Raw genomic sequence first — 17,753 nt, 5'->3', positions numbered from 1 at the left:
ATAAAATAAGACAAAATGAAGAAACTATATTTCATTGCCATATTAGCTTTATCAGTAACAGAGTTAAGAGCACAGCAAGATCCTCATTACACTCAGTACATGTACAACATGAGTGTGATGAATCCGGCGTATGCCGGATCTAAAGAAGCGGTTTCCGGTGGTTTCCTTTATCGTAAGCAATGGGTTGAGATAGAAGATGCGCCTACAACGGGAACCTTCTTTATCCACAGTCCGGTAGGCAGAAACGTTGGATTAGGCCTTTCTGTCATCTCCGATAAGATTGGACCGGTGGAAGAGAACAATTTCTACGCCGACTTCTCCTATACCTTAAACTTAGGTGGCGAACACCGCTTGGCTTTTGGTATGAAAGCCGGGGTAACCATGCACAAAATTGATTTCAATACCATCTATCCAACCTTACCTGATATCAATGATGGCGTTTTTGCTGGAGGCAATCCTAACAAAACCTTCCTAAACGTGGGTTCAGGGGTTTTCTATTACACCGATAAGTACTATGTAGCGTTCTCGGTACCGAACATGCTAAAGACAAAATATTTAGATTTTGACGGCAGACAATACGGAACAGAAGAATTGCACTATTTCTTAACCGGAGGTTATGTGTTTGATATCAACCCGAATTTAAAATTCAAACCTTTTGCGATGGTTAAATCCTCGCTTAACGCACCTACATCAGTTGATGTATCGACCAATTTTATGCTTTATGATAAGTTAGAATTAGGCGCCACTTATAGATTAGAGGACTCTTTCGGAGCCATGGTCAACTTTGCCATTACCCCTAGTTTAAGAATAGGGTACGCTTATGACCACATTGTTTCCGATTTGAATACCGTAACACCATCTTCTCACGAGGTGATGTTGTTATTCGATTTGAACTTCCCGAAAAAAGTATCCCGTTCACCAAGATATTTCTAACCTGTAAAGACACCTAAAAAATGAAAAATCTATATATAGCCTTAAGTTTTGTTACCCTAAGTTTCTCGCTTTCGGCACAAAATAAAGATACCAAAGCCGCCGACAAACTATTCGCAAGATATGAGTATGTTGATGCTGCTAAAGCCTATCTGAAACTTGTTGAGAATGATAAAGCCGACCCTTATGTGTACAAACAATTGGCCGATGCCAATTACAACATGTTCAACTCGGCAGAAGCTGCAAAATGGTATGCTAAAGCCACGGAGACCAATCAGGATGCCGAGACTTACTATCGTTATGCACAAATGCTAAAAGCCAATGGAAAATACGAAGAAGCCAACAAGCAAATGCAAAAGTTTGCCGCAGCAGCGCCTAATGACCAAAGAGCCAAAGCCTTCAAAGAAAACCCTAATTACGTACCAAGATTACTGGACAAAACCAAATTGTACAACGTAAAGTCATCTGATGTAAGCAGCGACAAGTCTGATTTTGGAGCCGTGCTTTATGACAATAGTTTGTATTTTGCCAGCGCTCGAAACGGTGCCAGAAAAAACTACGGTTGGACAGATGAACCTTTCCTTGACATTTACAAAGCCGATTACAATACCGATGGCACTATTACTAATGCGGGTGTGGTAGCGTCTTTAAACTCAAAATGGCATGATGGTCCGGTGACTATCTCAGCCGATGGCAATACGGCATACTTTGCCAGTGAGAGCTACAAAGAGAAAGACTACGAGAAAGACAAAAAGAACAATGCCCGATTCAGTCAGGTGTATTTGTTTAAAGCTACCAAAAATGGCGATTCGTGGAGTGAGTTAACCGCACTGCCTTTTAACGACAAAACCTATTCAAGCAGCAATCCATCACTTAGTAGAGACGGCAAAACGTTGTACTTCTCTTCTAACAGACCGGGCGGTTTAGGCGGAAATGATATTTGGAAAGTAAGCGTGAATGCTGATGGTAGTTTTGGAGAGCCACAAAATTTAGGCAGTAAAGTAAACACCGAAGGCAACGAGAGCTTCCCGTTTATAGCCGATGACAACAAAACATTGTACTTTGCCTCAAGTGGTAAACAAGGTTTAGGCGGATACGATGTGTTCCAAATTGATTTATCAGGAGGAGAAGCTACCAATTTAGGTACGCCAATCAATACCGAGAAAGACGATTTTGCATTTTCTTTCAACGGCACTAAAAACGTAGGTTTCTTATCGAGTAATCGCTCAGGAAATGACGATATCTTAGTGGTGAGCCCAATCTGTGGTGTTGATGTAACGGTGGTAGTAACCGATGCTAAAACAGGCGCTATTTTATCAAATGCCAATGTTGCCATCTTAGATGACAAGAAGAATGTTATTGCTACTGAAAAGTCAAACGCTAGTGGTGAGGTAAAATACCGAGTAGAGTGTGACAAACCTTATGTAGTACAAGCGTCAAAAGACGGCTACGAAGGCAATACTTTTGCTGTGACACCAAGCAAAGGACCATCGGCTAAAATAGCAGCCGCCTTACAACCAATTGATGTGATTGTAACGGATACCGAAATTGTATTGAAACCAATTTATTTTGAATACGACAAGAGCAACATCACCCAAGAAGGCGCTTTTGAGTTAGACAAACTGGTTCAGGTGATGAAAAACAATGAGAAAATGGTCATCTTAGCCAAATCACACACGGATAACCGTGGAACTGACAAATACAACGAAAGACTCTCAGACAGAAGAGCCAAATCAACAGCGCAATACATCATTTCGAAAGGGATTGCGGCCAACAGAATCTCTGCCAAAGGCATGGGTGAGTTAGAGCCAAAAGTAGATTGCGGCAAAGACTGCTCAGAAGAACAACACGCTCAAAACAGACGTTCTGAGTTTTTGATTGTGACGAAGTAATCAAATAATACTAAAAAATAGAAAACCCCAAGCAGTAATGTTTGGGGTTTTTGTTTTTAAGGTAAGAAGCTCTGATTGCACATGAGCAAAGCGAACTTAGGAAGTAAACTACTGATTTCACAAAAGACAGATCCTAACTAGCCCCGATGGCAGTGGCACGAAGTATAACGGACAGCGGGAATAGGGAAACCTAAAATGCCCGAACCATTCGCTCCTAAATTTGCGACACAAAACTACTTAAACAAAAAAACCCGATACTTACGCATCAGGCTTTCCGGTAATTATTTTTAAAGAATGATTACTCAATATTTTCAGCTCTAAAGCTTCCTTCTGTTACAGTAATAGTACCGCCGTTTCCATCATCGCCTGTAAATGAAAAAGTCCCTTTAATAACGTCTGCAGTTACTTCAGTGATGACCATTGTTCCGGTTTCATTGTCAGTATAAACGTCTTCGTTAAAATCGCTATAACTTCCATTATAGGAATTAACATTTGAAGGTTCATCTGTAATGGTAAAAGTTCCGTTAGCCACATTCAAAGGGGTAAATAGGGTAACCACCTTGCCGGTGTCTGCATCATTTCCTGTGATTGATTTAGACAATGAATTGATAACTATTGGATCTGCGAATTCAACCCATGTTCCATTTACTTTACATTTTAAGTAAAAGTTGGAGGATGAACCGCTACTACTGTCAGAACTACAGCCGAAAAAAATGGCGCTGAAAGCTACTAATGTAAATAGAATTGTTGCTTTTTTAAATGTTCTCATAATTGATTTAGTGTTTTTAATAATTTGATTCCAAATGTATTGTAAATAATCTAAGTCTTAACAATAAGAAGTCTTTTTTATTAAAAAAACCACTCCTTATTAAGAGAGTGGTTTTAAAATTATTGGTATATCTATTCACTTTTGACTTTATTCTTTTACAAAGCGTTTAGTGATGGTTGATGTTCCGTTGCTTACTTCAATTAAGTAAGCGCCAGCTTTTAACGAACCTACGAATACATTATTGTTTTCAATTTTGCCTTTTCCTAATTCTTGTCCCATCATGTTGAATATTCGGTAAGTGGCTGATGATTCCAGATTAGCTATATTTAATATATCACCTTTTACAGGGTTTGGGTATAGGTTGAAAGCAATCTTTGTTTCTTGTTCATCTTCAAAACGAGCAGTTGCAGTAATGTTTACAGTGTAATCTTCTACTTCACCATCTGCAAATATTTCGCAGGATGTTGGGGAAGCATTATATTTCATGGAAACACGCATTCTGGTTTGGCCTAGTAAAGCGGTTGCAGGAACAGTAAAGCTTCCTGAAATAGGCGTGCTTTTGGTTTTAGCTCTGTTGAATACCTGCTCGCCTGCGTCAAGGAAATCACCATCTTGGTTGTAATCAATCCAAACTCTGTAGGCTTCATTATAAACGGTTCCGGTCCAAGCAGGTGTGATCGTTATTGAATTACTTGTTCCGCGTACTAAATTAGTGGAAAGTGTTGTGAAATTGCCATAACCACCATTGTTTCCTGATAAGTTATTGATGGTTCCCAATTGTACTCGATTGATGTATTCATCTGCAGTATTATTTCCTCTTGATGCACAGTAAGTTACTGATGGTGTAAGTGTCGTTACATTAACGGTGTTACTTACTGGAGAAGCATTTCCGGCAGCATCTTTGGCAATTACATAGAAAGTATAAGTAGTTGAAGCTGACAAACCTGTAACCGCAAGCGTGGTCGAAGCCGTTGAAGCCAAGAATAATCCGTTTCTGAAAACATCATAAGAGGTTACTGCTACATTATCTGTTGCTCCTGACCAAGACAAGTTGGTTGATGAAGTAGTTGTTCCGGAAGCAGTTAGTGTTGCAGCAGTTGGCGCTGTTGTATCTGGAGAAAGTGTAGTTACAGTAACGGTATTACTTGCCGGGGAAAAGTTCCCAGCGGCATCCTTGGAAATCACATAGAAATTATAGGCTGTCCCTGTACTTAATCCGTTAGCTAATAATGTAGTTCCTGTAGTGGATGTTCTGAAAACACCATCTTGGTAAACATCATATCCAGAAACACCAATATTATCTGTTGCTCCTGACCAAGATAGGTTAGTTGAGTTTGCAGTAGTTCCTGATGCACTTAAGGTAGCTGCTGTTGGTGCTGTGGTATCAGCTACTGAACTCGTAATGGTGAAATTAGTATTAGAAACATCAAAGAAAATATGATTGGTTCCTTTTACCATGATACGATTGGTTGTTCCTGCTAAATTGGGAATAGTAACGGCTTGCGAACCGTCATTTGGCGTTGCAGCTAATAAAACGTGAGGATAAGTAAAGCCCCCGTCAGTAGACAATAAAATATCTACATTGGCGCAGTTTACATTATTTGCAGTAGTCCCTGCTACGTTCCAAGTTACGGTTTGAGAACTGTTTCCGGGGTAAGTAACTGCAGTATTTGGAGTACTTACCGTAAATGGTCCGGCTGTTGCGTTAACGGTAACAATCATGTCATCACTATTGTTAGCAGAACCACCGACTCTGTTATCTCGAACAGTTAATCTGAAATTCATGTTTCTGGCAACAGACGGTAAAGCTTCTACAAGTATTTCAGTTCCGGCGGTAGTAGTGGCTCCGTTTAAAACAGATTGAATTCTAGGGAAATACCTAATTGGAGAAGTAGATGAGTTGTAAGAACGGAAAGTTGGTCCGGTTGTTCTCGTAGCACTTGCGGCTGAACTTGCTCCGGTTGCCGTACTTGCGGCATTGTCAAATTGCTCCCAGTTATAAGTTAAGGCATCTCCATTAGCATCGGTTCCTGAACCTGTTAACATGAACGGAGTACTTTTTGGAATAGTATAGTCTAAGCCGGCATTCGCTGTTGGTACAGCATTACCGGTTGGGGTATTGGTTTGACAAGTTTTGTTTTTTACATTATTGGTAATTTGTTGGATACTAATAGCATGAAAATAAGCATCAGAATTAGGTTGAACATCTTGAGAAGTGATTCCGGCATAACCCATAATGGTTGAGCCACTTCCAGGTTCCATATTGGCGCCAGTTCCTTCATTACTCATAGAGAAAGTGTGGTTTCCACCGAATTGATGTCCAATTTCGTGAGCTACATAATCAATGTCAAAGGTGTCTCCTTGTGGTATTGTACTTGAAGTAAAACCGCTTCCTTTACCGGAATTACATACACAGCCAATACATCCGGCATTTCCGTTGTTAGATGCTCTTACAAACAAATGACCAACATCATAATTGGCATCTCCAATAACTGACGTCAAGGTACTTTGAAGTTGACTGTTGTAACTGGTTGTATAAGGATCGGTAGAAGCATTGGTGTAAATTACTAAGTCGTTGTTGGCAATTATAACCATTCTAATGGCAAAATCTTTTTCAAATACACCATTTACACGGGTCATAGAATTATTCATTGCCGCTAAGGCAAGTGCTTTCGTGCCACCAAAATAGGCGGCATATTCACCAGTGCAAGATAAGGCCAAACGAAAAGTTCTCAAAATAGCATCATCTGCGTTTGGTCTTAACATACTTTCGTCAACTTGAGGAACAACTTCGTCAATAACCGAACATTCAAAAGGAGTTAATGATTGGGTTTTGTCGGCTCTTCTAAACACAGAATAAGTAGTTAAGTCTTGCGAAATGGGCTCAATGAAAACCGCAGCTTTGTCAGCATTTAAAGTCATCGATTTAAAGCCAAGAGGTGTAACACTAAAATAAGAAGTCGAAGTTGGATTGTCAATTCCAATTCCAATGTAAGATTTAATTTCAGGGTAACGTGCTGCCAAGGCAGGGTCTAAAGCAGAATTTTCGTAAATGCTAAATCTTTCTAAAATCCCTTTTTCATTCGGGATAGATAAGGTGACTTGAGAAGTTCTAGCGCCTGCCGCTCTTTGAGGTGCATTGGCCAATAGGTTCCTAAGTCCGTCAAGATTTAAGGAAAAAAGATTGTTTTCAGGTAAAGCCATTTTGCTTTCCAGCGGAACCATATCTATTTTCTTGGTGGTCGAATTCCAGAGCGAGTTTCCTGTTTGTGAAAAAGCTACGCTGCTGATTGTCAACAAAGCAACAGTAAGTAATTTGTATCTCATAAATGATCGAATTTTGGTTAAATTATCGCTTCAAAATTAGAATTATTTTTTACAGCACAATGAATAAAATAACAAAATTGCTAACAAATCGACAAAAAACACAATAACTAACTAATAAATGAACAAAGAATTAATTAAAAAAATAAAAAATTCGAAAAAACTGACACTAACAACATTAAACAATTGTGAAAAAAAGTAATTTTAAAAAAAATTAAACAATGAATTTCAGTTACTGGGAACTCAAGAATTGGTTTACTAATGTAGATTTCGCAATAGTTGGAAGCGGAATTGTTGGTTTGCATTGTGCTTTGGCCTTGCGTGAAAGATTTCCGGAAAGCAAAATATTGATTTTAGAAAAAGGAATTTTGCCTCAGGGCGCGAGTACTAAAAATGCCGGATTTGCTTGTTTTGGAAGTCTTTCCGAAATTTTAGACGATTTGAATTCGCACAGTGAGGAAGAAGTCATTCGGTTGATTCAGAAGCGTTGGAACGGATTGCAATTGTTGCGTAAAAATTTAACCGATGCGGCTATCGATTTCAAACCTTTTGGTGGCTATGAGTTGTTTCTTAAAGATGATGAAAGCAGTTATAATGAGTGTCTGCAAAAGTTACCGTTTGTCAACGAAATTTTAAAACCCATTTTCAGAAACGAGGTTTTTGCCAAGGAAGTCGATCGTTTTGATTTTAAAGGGATACAAGAATATTTGATTTTTAATCCATACGAAGCCCAAATCGATACCGGAAAAATGATGCAAGCCTTGTTGCAAAAAACGGTATCCAATAACATCATGATTCTGAATCAAGTCGAAGTGACTTCGTTTGAAGAGCAAAACAATCAAGTGGAAATAGTGTTGGGTGATTTTAGTTTTAGTGCCAAAAAATTACTTTTTGCTACCAATGGTTTTGCCGGAAAGTTAACGGAAAACCAAGTAAAACCTGCCAGAGCGCAAGTTTTAATCACCGAACCAATTCAGAATTTAGACATCAAAGGAACTTTTCATTTGGACAAAGGGTATTACTATTTTAGGAATATTGATGACCGAATACTTTTTGGTGGCGGTCGAAATTTAGATTTCGAAGGAGAAACCACAACAGAATTAGGCCAAACCGAATTAATCCAAAATCGTTTGGAACAATTATTAAAAGAAGTAATTTTACCAAACACCGATTTCAAAATTGCCCATCGTTGGAGTGGCATCATGGGATTGGGTTCAAGTAAAAGACCAATAGTAGAACAGCTTTCAGAAAATGTCTATTGCGGTGTTCGTTTGGGCGGAATGGGTGTGGCTATTGGTAGTTTAATAGGTCAAGAATTAGCAGATTTAGTAAAATAAAATATGATAAGAAAAATTTCCCGTTGGCTTTGGAAAGCATTCCTTTGGTTTTTAGGGCTTTCGATACTTACCGTAATTATTTTCAAATGGGTGCCTGTTCCAATCACTCCATTAATGATTACCCGTGTCATAGAAAATAAAATCGATGGGAATGATGCGGTTCTGAGTCATGATTGGGTGCCGTTAGCCGAAATTTCACCCAATCTTCAAAAAGCAGTAATTGCCAGCGAGGACGGGAATTTTCTTAAACACAATGGCTTTGATTTTGCAGCTATGCAAAAAGCATTCAAGAACAATCAAAAAGGGAAAAGACTAAAAGGTGGCAGTACCATTTCGCAACAAACCGCTAAAAATGTTTTCCTTTGGCAAGGCAGAAGTTACCTTCGCAAAGGATTGGAAGCTTATTTTACGGTTTTAATCGAATTAATTTGGGGCAAAGAGCGCATCATGGAAGTTTACTTAAACAGCATTGAAATGGGTAATGGTGTTTATGGCGCAGAAGAAGCGGCTCGAGTTTGGTACAGAACCAAAGCCATCAATTTAACCCAAAGAGAAGCTGCAGGAATTGCAGCTATTTTACCCAATCCGAGAAAATACAAAGCAACAAATTCATCGTCTTATATAGAGCGAAGGAAAGCCAAGATTATGCGCAACATGCAACACATCGGAAAAATAGAATATTAAAAAAGCCGTCTCGATTTATAGAGACGGCTTTTTTGTTAAATATTTTAAATCCTTAGTAAAAAAGCGGTTTGTATTGTTGCCAATGTTTGTAAATTAAAATTCCGTTGAACAATAATATAACAATAGCAACCGGTAATCCTGAAATGCCTAAAAACAAATGAAAGAGCAAAATATTGATGGATATTGGTGCCAATAAAATTAAAGCAAAAGCTACCCATTTTTTCAACAATAACATCGCACCAATTATAATTTCCAATACACCTAACACCGGAAAGATATAGCCTGTTGCGCCAAGTGAATTCATAAAATCACCTGCAGAACCTGTTGGTGCTTCCATAGGAATGAAATGAAATAATTTATTAGCACCAAAAACAAGTAGTGCTAATCCTAAAGCGATTCGAACGATTTTAGTAAACATTGAATTCATAAGCAGATGGTTTTGAATTAGTGATATGGTAAAAATAACATTAAAAAATTAGAGTTATATCATAGAAAATATCAATTTATTAACATATTGTAGGTATTTGTTAATATTTTTTGAATATTAGTAGATGGGTTGAGTTCCAAAATAAAATACTGAAGTGTTCAAAAAAAATGCCCCAAATAGTTTACACTATTGGGGCATTCTAATAAAGACTTTTTAATTAATTAATCACAATCGGAAAAGTTACTTGTGCATCAGTGGCACCTCCGGCATTTGTAATATCACCCGAAGCGACACCGACTGCCGATTTGTTTGGTAAATGTCTCAAAGTCACAACCAGGTTTCCGTTTGCAGAGGAAGATCCGGTTGTATAAGTGAAACTTAAACCGATTGGTTTACCATTTGCATCAACATCAGTATATGTAAAAACACCAAGATTAAGAGGAGCTTGGTAAAAAATTTGATGTTCCAAACCTTCTTCTTCGATTTCAGCAGTTATGTCTTCCGCCGGACTTACCGTTTCATTAGTGAAAACGGTCTCTCCGATATAAGTGGTATTAGCAGTTAAATTTCCCGAAACAGTAACTACCGGAGCATTTGGGCCATCACCATCTAAGTCTCTCGATCTTAAAGTGATTACTTGTCCGCCACCGGTTAAAGTGGTAGTGACAGTTGTAATTACTTCTTCTTCGTTTACCGGACTGTCATCGTTGCTACAGGAAGCTAAAGTTAAGGTTGTGAAAGCAAAAAGAAATAATTTTGAAGTTTTTAAATATTTCATGGTTTTAATTTTTAATAATTAATTTTTAATTGAATTTGAAAGTTTCTACCCAATTCATCTACGTAAAAACGTTGTCTGTTGAGATAATCTCTGTATTGGGTATTTAAAACATTGAACACATTGAATCCTAAGGTCGCCAAAGTGTTTTTTGAGGTTTTAAATTTTACCTCTGAATTAAAATGCAATAAATGATAGGAAGAAGGTGGTGAACTAATGTCAACAACAACCGGAGCTAATTCTCCATCCACAATAATGTTGGTAGTAAAATTGTTGTCGGGGAATTGTGTTTGTCTGAAAACCCATTCGCTTTGCAAGGCTAAAATCAGATCTGACCATTCTTTTTTGTGAAATTGTATTCGATTGTTCAGGTTTAATGGCGGCATATCGATTAGGTCATCATCATTTGTTTTGTCTTTTCCGTTGATGTAAGAAACGAGTAAACGATGTTGCCAATGGTCTGACCATTTCCATTCAGCTTCAATATCTAATCCGGTCAATAAAGCATTGGATTGTTCGTATTGCCAAACCGGAAATGCACCTCTGATAGTAGTTTCAAAACCAATTGGTCTGAGGTACATATAATCTTCAATGTAGTTTAAAAAAGGATTAAGGCTAATACTGAAGTTGTTTCCTTTTTTTTGCAAAGTAGAGCTGATTTTGTTTGACTTTTCTTTAGCCAATCGCAAATCACCCAATTCAATCATGCCGCTCGAATGATGCAAACCATCGCTAAAATATTCAGAAGGATTTGGGTTTCGAACCGCTCGGCTGACATTTAAAAACCATTCGTAATTCTCGCCAAAAGAGTATTGTGTACCGATACTGGCGGATAAATTGTGAAAAGTAAAAGTTGGTTTTGTCAACCACTGTGTTCCAAAATCAGCAGCAATAAAAGAGTCGAATTCCGGACTGTAATTTCGTTCATCCCAACGCGATTTCAAGTAGTATTTAGTGGCTTCAATGGTTGAAAAATCATAACGAACGCCAACTTCAATTGAAAAATCTTCGGTGAAATGATAGTCGGTAATCCCATAAACTCCGGCGTCAAATTTATTATAACTTGGAATCAAAGGTCTGACTCCGGTATTAGGGTTAGCCGAATTGTTCTGAAACGATCCCATTACTCCCGATTTAAAATCCCAAGCATCTATACTTTTTTTGTAATCCGCGTTTAAAGTATGGGTCATTAAACTCAAATCTAAAGCAGGTTTACTATCAGAAACACCGGTTCTCAAATCAAATTCTTGTCGATTATTGAATTGAAAAGCGTATTGCAGCGCGATTGTTTCTCCATCTTTTGGATAATAATTATAATTGATCTTGGCCAAATGATGCTGTATCTTTTGCTTAGAGTTTTGTATCGAATAAGTAAAATCTTCGGTCACAGAAGGAATTTGATTGTTGATGGAATTGTATAAGTCATTAACGTTTCCAATATGTGCCGCACTCAAAATTCCGATGGTGGCGTTGTAAATACTGTAAAAAGTAGTAAAATCGTATTTTTTGCCAATGTATTTTACATCGCCCGAAAAATTAGCTTCTCTATTTCCGGTGTTGGACAACACATAGTCAGGCGATTCTCGATCACCAAAATACTTGAAACTTGCTTGGGCATTCCAACTCCAATCGCAAAAGTTGCCTTTGTGTAAACTAGAAGAAATGCTTCCGCCACGACCGTTGGATTCTGTTGTGACAATGGTTTTTCCGAAAAGGGTATCATTTTTAATACTATACGGCTCAATTACTACAATTCCGCCAATAGCATCGCCTCCATATTGTAAGCCGGAAGCTCCTTTGATAACTGTGATTTTGCCGGCAGCGTTTACATCAAAGTTAGGCGCGTGTTCCATTCCCCATTGTTGGTCTTCTAATTTTACATTGTTGGTGTAAATAGGCACACGGCTACTGTGTAATCCATTGATAACGGGTTTTACAACAGTACTTCCGCTTTTTAAAATAGAAATACCGGAAACTTCTTTTAAAGCATTACCCAATGATTGACTACTGTACTTTTCAATCGTCTTTTCTTTGATTTTTTGTTCCGAAATCGAATGGTTGTAGAAGTTATTTTTATGTTTTACCACGACTTCTTGTAATTCTTCTTTCTTGGTTTTCATGACAAAGTTAATCTCGCTATTTCCATTCACGGTAATAGTGGTATCAATAGACTTGTAACCAATATAAGTAATCAAGACTTTGGCGCTTCCGTTGGGAATGTTTTGCAAAGAATAGAAACCATTCTTGTCGCTGCTGCCCGATTTAGATCCAATATGAATATGGCACTTTTCCAAGGCCACATTGTTTTCTCCTATGATTTTTCCGCTTATAGTATTTTGACCCAGACTTATGCCAAAACACCATAAGCAAAAAAACAAACTGATTTTTTGCATTTTTTAATTGTTGTTAGTTGCCAATTTTTAATCGGAAATCTAAACAACAGGCGGACCGCGTAAGGAAAATAAAGCACCTTTGAATTTTTTTGGTACTTCGGAAGAGTAAGTAAAAGATTTTTTAGATACAATATCAATTCTGATAAATGTATTTCCCTTTTTTTCAGATTTATGATAATTACTAAAAGCAAACTCACAAACGAAACATTTTTCTAAACCGTCATGACCATGAGTAACTTCGGTTTTGTGGTCATGGTAAACGTGATGGCATTCTTTTTTTGAAAATTGCTTTACCAAATGCTCAAAAGAGTGAATCGACTGAAAAAATATTGCGAACAATATCATCAATCCCATCAATGCATTCGTAAAAAGTAGTTTTCTTTTCATCTTCGCAAATGTAAACTATTGCTAAATAAAATCCGTCCGGTTTTAACAAAATTTAGGATTTGTAAACCGGACGGATTATTGGGATGTGAAAATTACACTAGTTTGTTGGCTACTAAATATTCAGCAATTTGAATCGTATTGGTTGCCGCTCCTTTTCTCAAGTTATCTGCTACAATCCACATGTTTAAAGAGTTCGGCTGACTTTCATCACGACGAATTCTACCTACAAACACATCGTCTTTTCCTTGTGCATATAACGGCATCGGATAAGTATAAGTGTCGTTGTTGTCTTGTACGGTTACGCCATCGGTATGGTGAAGAATTTCTCTTATTTCATTCACATCGAAATCATTTGAGAACTCAACATTTACGGCTTCGCTATGACCACCAACAACCGGAATTCTGATAGCGGTTGCCGTAACAGCGATCGATTTGTCACCGATAATTTTTTGGGTTTCACGGACCAATTTCATTTCTTCTTTGGTATAGCCATTCTCCTCAAAGCTGTCGCATTGTGGAATCGCATTGCGGTGGATTTGGTATTTATAAGCCATTTCACCTTTAATACCGGCGTATTCGTTTTCCAATTGTTGTACAGCTTTCACACCTGTTCCTGTAATGGATTGGTAAGTAGAAACAATGACACGTTTGATGTTGTATTTTTTATGTAATGGCGCTAAAACCATCACCATTTGAATAGTAGAACAGTTTGGATTCGCGATAATTTTGTCTTCTTTGGTTAATTCTGAAGCGTTGATTTCAGGAACCACTAATTTTTTAGTCGGATCCATTCTCCAAGCAGAAGAATTGTCGATTACGGTTGTTCCTGCTTCGGCAAATTTGGGTGCCCAAGCTAAAGAAGTTTCGCCACCGGCTGAAAACAAAGCGATGTCTGCCTTCATGTCTACTGCTGTTTGTAAACCAACTACTTTATACTTCTTGCCCTTGAATTCGATTTCCTTTCCAACTGATTTCTCAGAGGCTACGGGAATTAATTCGGTTACGGGAAAATTTCTTTCCGCCAATACTTGAAGCATCACTTCGCCAACCATACCGGTTGCGCCTACAACAGCAACTTTCATAATAATTATATTTAGATTTAATAAAATTTGAAGTACAAAAGTAATCAGAAAACCACTTCTGCTTTCGTTTTTACTATAAAAATTACTGAATTCTGAAAGCGTTACAGCTAAAAAGAAAAACCGCCTCAATTAAGAAGCGGTTTAGTTTAGAATATATAATGTAGCGGAATTATTTTTTCAGTAAATCTCTAATTTGAGTAAGCAATTCTTCTTGTGTTGGTCCTGAAGGTGCAGCCGGAGCGGCTTCCTCTTTTTTCTTCATACTATTAATGGCTTTTACCATAATGAAGATAACAAAGGCAATAACAATGAAGCTAATCACGGCCGCCAAGAATTTTCCATAAAGAACTCCTCCGTCAGTTTTTAAATCTGCTAGATTTTCAACTTGCGCTGCTTTTAAGGCCGGATTTAATAAGGCCGGAGTAATTACATCGGTGACTAATGAATTTACAATAGCACCAAATGCGGCTCCGATAATAACTCCTACAGCCAAATCCATTGCGTTTCCTTTAGCAATAAACTCTTTGAATTCTGAAACCATTCCCATAATTATTTGTTTTAATTGGTTATAATGACACTAAATTAGTTAAAAAAATATCAAATCCGAATAATTTTAAAACTATTCTCGGAAAAACACCCGTTTTACGCGTTGCGAAATACTGGTCAAAATTTCATACGGAATGGTGTTCAATTCTTTGGCAATATAATTCACAGAAGGATTTTCGCCAAAAATAATTACCGAATGGCCTTCTTTACAATCAATGTTCGTTACATCAACCATTAGCATGTCCATACAAACACTACCAACGATTTTCGCTTGTTTGTTATTGATAACCACATACCCAACGCCGTTGCCCCAACTTCTGCGAACGCCATCGGCGTAACCAATAGGAATCGTGGCGATTTTGGTTTCCTTTTCGGCTATAAATCTTCGGCCGTAACCCACGCTTTCGCCTTGGTCAATTGTTCGAATTTGGGAAATAACCGATTTTAAAGTGCCAACGTTTTCCAGGTATTTTTGCTCTTCGTCATCGTTAGAAATTCCATACAAACCAATGCCTAAACGAACCATGTCGAATTGCGCATCGGGATAATTGGAAATGCCCGAAGTGTTTAAAATGTGGCGAATCGGTTTGATGTTTAATTCAGAAATCAATTGAGAAGACAATTTTTCAAACAAAGCAATTTGTGATTTCGCAAAATCATCGTGTTTTAAATCATCACTCGTAGCCATGTGTGACAAAACACTTTTGATTTGAACGGTTTCATTGTTTTTTAAAATGGAAATCAATTCGGATATATTTTCTTCTTCAAAACCCAAACGATGCATTCCGGTGTCGATTTTAATATGAATCGGGAAGTGTTTCAATTTCTTTTGCTCGGCAATTTTCAAAAAGGCTTTCAAACCTTTAATCGAATAAATCTCCGGTTCTAAGTGGTGTTGAATGATAGCCGAAAAACTTGTCGTCTCCGGATTCATCACCATAATCGGTACCGTAATTCCGGCACTTTTTAACGAAATTCCCTCATCGGCGAAAGCCACACCGAGATAATCCACTTTATGATGCTCTAATAATTTGGCAATCTCAAATCCGCCATTACCATAACCAAAAGCTTTGACCATGACCATCATTTTGGTTTTGGGCGCCAATTTCGATTTGAAAAAATTCAGATTATGACTAACCGCATTCAAGTTAATCTCCAAAACAGTTTCGTGAGTTTTCTCTTCGAGCATGGAGACGATTTCTTCAAAATGAAAATCACGTGCGCCTTTAATCAGTATGGTTTCGTTTTCAAAATTCAATCGGTCAAACGCATCTGAAAATTCGGTTACATTTTTGAAAGTAGTGCCGTTGATGAACTTGTTTTTATACTGCGAAATCGTTTCGCCAATACCAATTACTCGGGTGATTTTGTTGGAAATAATCAATTGCGAAACCTGAGAATATAATTCTTCATTATTCAATCCGCTTTGGAAAATATCCGAAAGAATAATGGTTTTCTTTTTGTGTTGTTTTTGGTGTTCCAAAAAGTCTAAAGCTATTTTCAACGACTGAAAATCGGAACTGTAACTGTCATCGATAATCGTACAATTGTAAATCCCGTTTTTGACTTTCAAACGCATTTCCACCGGATACAATTGTGCCATTCTGGTTTGAATAACTTTGTGATTGTAGCCAAAATACAACATCACCATCATACAATGAATCGCATTTTCCACCGAAGCTTGGTCCTGAAACGGAATGATAATCGGGAACGTGTCTTCTTTGTAAGTGACTTGCAATTCGGTTAAATCGCCAATGTTTTTTTTGGTGATATAAACATCCGCGCTTTTGTCGTCAGAACACCAACTAAAGGTTTTTATTTTTTGATTAACAAAGGCGCTTATAGTTTTATTCTTGTTCAAAATCAAAACATTCACCGAAGTAAAAAGCTTTAATTTTTCCTTTATTTTTTCGGCTACACTCGGAAAACCTTCATCATGCGCCGTGCCAATGTTGGATAAAATCCCAATCGTTGGGCGAATAATTTTTTGCAGTTTTTCCATTTCATTTAAAGTGGAAATTCCCGCTTCAAAAATCCCGAGATTGTGCTTTTCATTAATCCCTAAAATCGATAACGGAACACCAACTTGCGAATTGTAACTTTTAGGACTGCGGATGATATTGTAATCCGGACTCAACAAAAAATTCAACCATTCTTTAATGATGGTTTTACCATTGCTTCCGGTGATTCCAATGATAGGGAAATCGAATAGACTTCGATAATAAGAAGCGAATTTTTGCAGAGCTTCCAACGTGTTTTCCACCACTAAAAAATTGGCTTTTCCGCTTACTGTTGGAGGAATATGAGTAACGACAAAATGCTTTACGCCTTTGCTAATCAATTCTTCAATATAGGAATGGCCATCATTGTTCGGGCCGGAAATCGCAAAAAACAAAGTGTTTTCGCCATTTTGCAACGAGCGACTGTCAATAGAAATGGCATCAATAATGGCTACATCATTTTGCCCGATCCAATTGGCCTTAATGATGGGAATAATATTTCGTAGGGTTTGTGTCAAGGGGTTATTCTTCTTTAGATAGGTTTTCGGCGTCTTTTACCACCATGTTTTCACGCATGGCATTGAAATAAGCAGCGCGACTCAAAGGTTCGTATTCTTCGGTTTCACCGAGCATGACCAGTTTTTCGTTGTCATTTTTTCGGAAACTGTAATGGGCTAAATTTCCCGTACGAGTGCAAACGGCGTGGACTTTAGTTACATATTCAGCGGTTGCCATCAACGCAGGCATTGGTCCAAAAGGATTGCCTTTAAAATCCATGTCCAATCCGGCAACAATTACTCGGATTCCCGAATTGGCCAAATCATTACAAACCGCTATAATTTCGTCATCAAAAAATTGCGCTTCGTCAATCCCAACTACATCACAACCTTGAGCCAAAATTCTAATGTTGGCGGCGGCCGGAACCGGAGTTGAACGGATTTCGTTTTTGTTATGGGAAACCACCATTTCTTCATCGTAGCGAATATCGATAGAAGGCTTGAAAATTTCGACTTTTTGTTTGGCAAATTGCGCTCTTTTCAACCGGCGAATGAGTTCTTCTGTTTTACCCGAAAACATCGATCCGCAGATGACTTCAATCCAACCAAATTGTTCTTTATGATTTACTGTATTTTCGAGAAACATTTTGTATTTTTCTTGCGCTAAAAATGAATAGTTTTTATTACTTTGTAACGAAAACAAATCGACA

At 37.8% G+C, this 17,753-nt stretch carries 14 protein-coding genes; 4 read left to right on the top strand and 10 right to left on the bottom strand.

What is annotated here, in order from left to right:
- Nucleotides 1-15 precede the first annotated feature (15 nt).
- Together ACK4R1_RS00930 and ACK4R1_RS00925 are read left to right on the top strand one after the other, a co-directional pair.
- Nucleotides 16-933 carry a type IX secretion system membrane protein PorP/SprF gene (locus ACK4R1_RS00930; RefSeq protein ID WP_409682347.1) on the top strand — a complete coding sequence of 306 codons (918 nt, stop codon included), beginning with the start codon at nucleotides 16-18 and terminating at the stop codon, nucleotides 931-933.
- 20 nt (nucleotides 934-953) lie between these two features.
- Nucleotides 954-2,822: an OmpA family protein gene (locus ACK4R1_RS00925; RefSeq protein WP_409682345.1), complete on the top strand. Its 1,869-nt coding sequence runs from the start codon at nucleotides 954-956 to the stop codon at nucleotides 2,820-2,822.
- Nucleotides 2,823-3,120: 298 nt separating this feature from the next.
- Here the strand turns inward: ACK4R1_RS00925 and ACK4R1_RS00920 are convergent, their stop codons facing one another.
- Nucleotides 3,121-3,591, bottom strand: a complete 471-nt coding sequence (locus ACK4R1_RS00920) for a DUF6252 family protein (protein ID WP_409682342.1) — start codon at nucleotides 3,589-3,591, stop codon at nucleotides 3,121-3,123.
- Nucleotides 3,592-3,738: 147 nt separating this feature from the next.
- A complete protein-coding gene (locus ACK4R1_RS00915; RefSeq protein ID WP_409682340.1) occupies nucleotides 3,739-6,918 on the bottom strand; it encodes a reprolysin-like metallopeptidase in 3,180 nt (1,059 codons plus the stop codon).
- 218 nt (nucleotides 6,919-7,136) lie between these two features.
- On the opposite strand from ACK4R1_RS00915, the gene ACK4R1_RS00910 reads away from it, so the two are divergent.
- Both ACK4R1_RS00910 and mtgA read left to right on the top strand, forming a co-directional pair.
- Nucleotides 7,137-8,252: an NAD(P)/FAD-dependent oxidoreductase gene (locus tag ACK4R1_RS00910; protein ID WP_409682337.1), complete on the top strand. Its 1,116-nt coding sequence runs from the start codon at nucleotides 7,137-7,139 to the stop codon at nucleotides 8,250-8,252.
- Between the two features lie 3 nt (nucleotides 8,253-8,255).
- Nucleotides 8,256-8,936: a monofunctional biosynthetic peptidoglycan transglycosylase gene (gene mtgA / locus ACK4R1_RS00905; protein ID WP_409682334.1), complete on the top strand. Its 681-nt coding sequence runs from the start codon at nucleotides 8,256-8,258 to the stop codon at nucleotides 8,934-8,936.
- Between the two features lie 52 nt (nucleotides 8,937-8,988).
- Here the strand turns inward: mtgA and ACK4R1_RS00900 are convergent, their stop codons facing one another.
- The 8 genes from ACK4R1_RS00900 to ACK4R1_RS00865 form a co-directional block, all read right to left on the bottom strand.
- On the bottom strand, nucleotides 8,989-9,363 hold the full coding sequence (locus ACK4R1_RS00900) for a DoxX protein (RefSeq protein WP_409682331.1): 375 nt from the start codon (nucleotides 9,361-9,363) through the stop codon (nucleotides 8,989-8,991).
- Nucleotides 9,364-9,580: 217 nt separating this feature from the next.
- Nucleotides 9,581-10,141 (bottom strand): type 1 periplasmic binding fold superfamily protein, encoded by a 561-nt coding sequence (locus ACK4R1_RS00895; RefSeq protein WP_409682329.1) that lies wholly within the window; start codon nucleotides 10,139-10,141, stop codon nucleotides 9,581-9,583.
- Between the two features lie 11 nt (nucleotides 10,142-10,152).
- On the bottom strand, nucleotides 10,153-12,531 hold the full coding sequence (locus tag ACK4R1_RS00890) for a TonB-dependent receptor (RefSeq protein WP_409682327.1): 2,379 nt from the start codon (nucleotides 12,529-12,531) through the stop codon (nucleotides 10,153-10,155).
- Nucleotides 12,532-12,570: 39 nt separating this feature from the next.
- A complete protein-coding gene (locus ACK4R1_RS00885; RefSeq protein ID WP_409682324.1) occupies nucleotides 12,571-12,918 on the bottom strand; it encodes a hypothetical protein in 348 nt (115 codons plus the stop codon).
- 92 nt (nucleotides 12,919-13,010) lie between these two features.
- On the bottom strand, nucleotides 13,011-14,000 hold the full coding sequence (locus tag ACK4R1_RS00880; RefSeq protein ID WP_409682321.1) for an aspartate-semialdehyde dehydrogenase: 990 nt from the start codon (nucleotides 13,998-14,000) through the stop codon (nucleotides 13,011-13,013).
- 169 nt (nucleotides 14,001-14,169) lie between these two features.
- A complete protein-coding gene (mscL, locus tag ACK4R1_RS00875; protein ID WP_409682318.1) occupies nucleotides 14,170-14,547 on the bottom strand; it encodes a large conductance mechanosensitive channel protein MscL in 378 nt (125 codons plus the stop codon).
- Between the two features lie 72 nt (nucleotides 14,548-14,619).
- The gene (locus ACK4R1_RS00870) at nucleotides 14,620-17,064 is read right to left on the bottom strand and encodes a bifunctional UDP-N-acetylmuramoyl-tripeptide:D-alanyl-D-alanine ligase/alanine racemase (RefSeq protein WP_409682315.1); all 2,445 of its coding nucleotides are present in this window, start codon (nucleotides 17,062-17,064) and stop codon (nucleotides 14,620-14,622) included.
- A gap of 4 nt (nucleotides 17,065-17,068) precedes the next feature.
- Nucleotides 17,069-17,689 (bottom strand): thymidine kinase, encoded by a 621-nt coding sequence (locus tag ACK4R1_RS00865; protein WP_409682312.1) that lies wholly within the window; start codon nucleotides 17,687-17,689, stop codon nucleotides 17,069-17,071.
- Nucleotides 17,690-17,753: the final 64 nt, after the last annotated feature.

The sequence above is a fragment of the Flavobacterium sp. genome (assembly GCF_046293665.1).
In the GTDB taxonomy this organism is placed as follows: Bacteria; Bacteroidota; Bacteroidia; order Flavobacteriales; family Flavobacteriaceae; genus Flavobacterium.
Note: the sequence above shows the minus strand (reverse complement) of the source record. Positions and strands in the feature narration are given on the sequence as shown.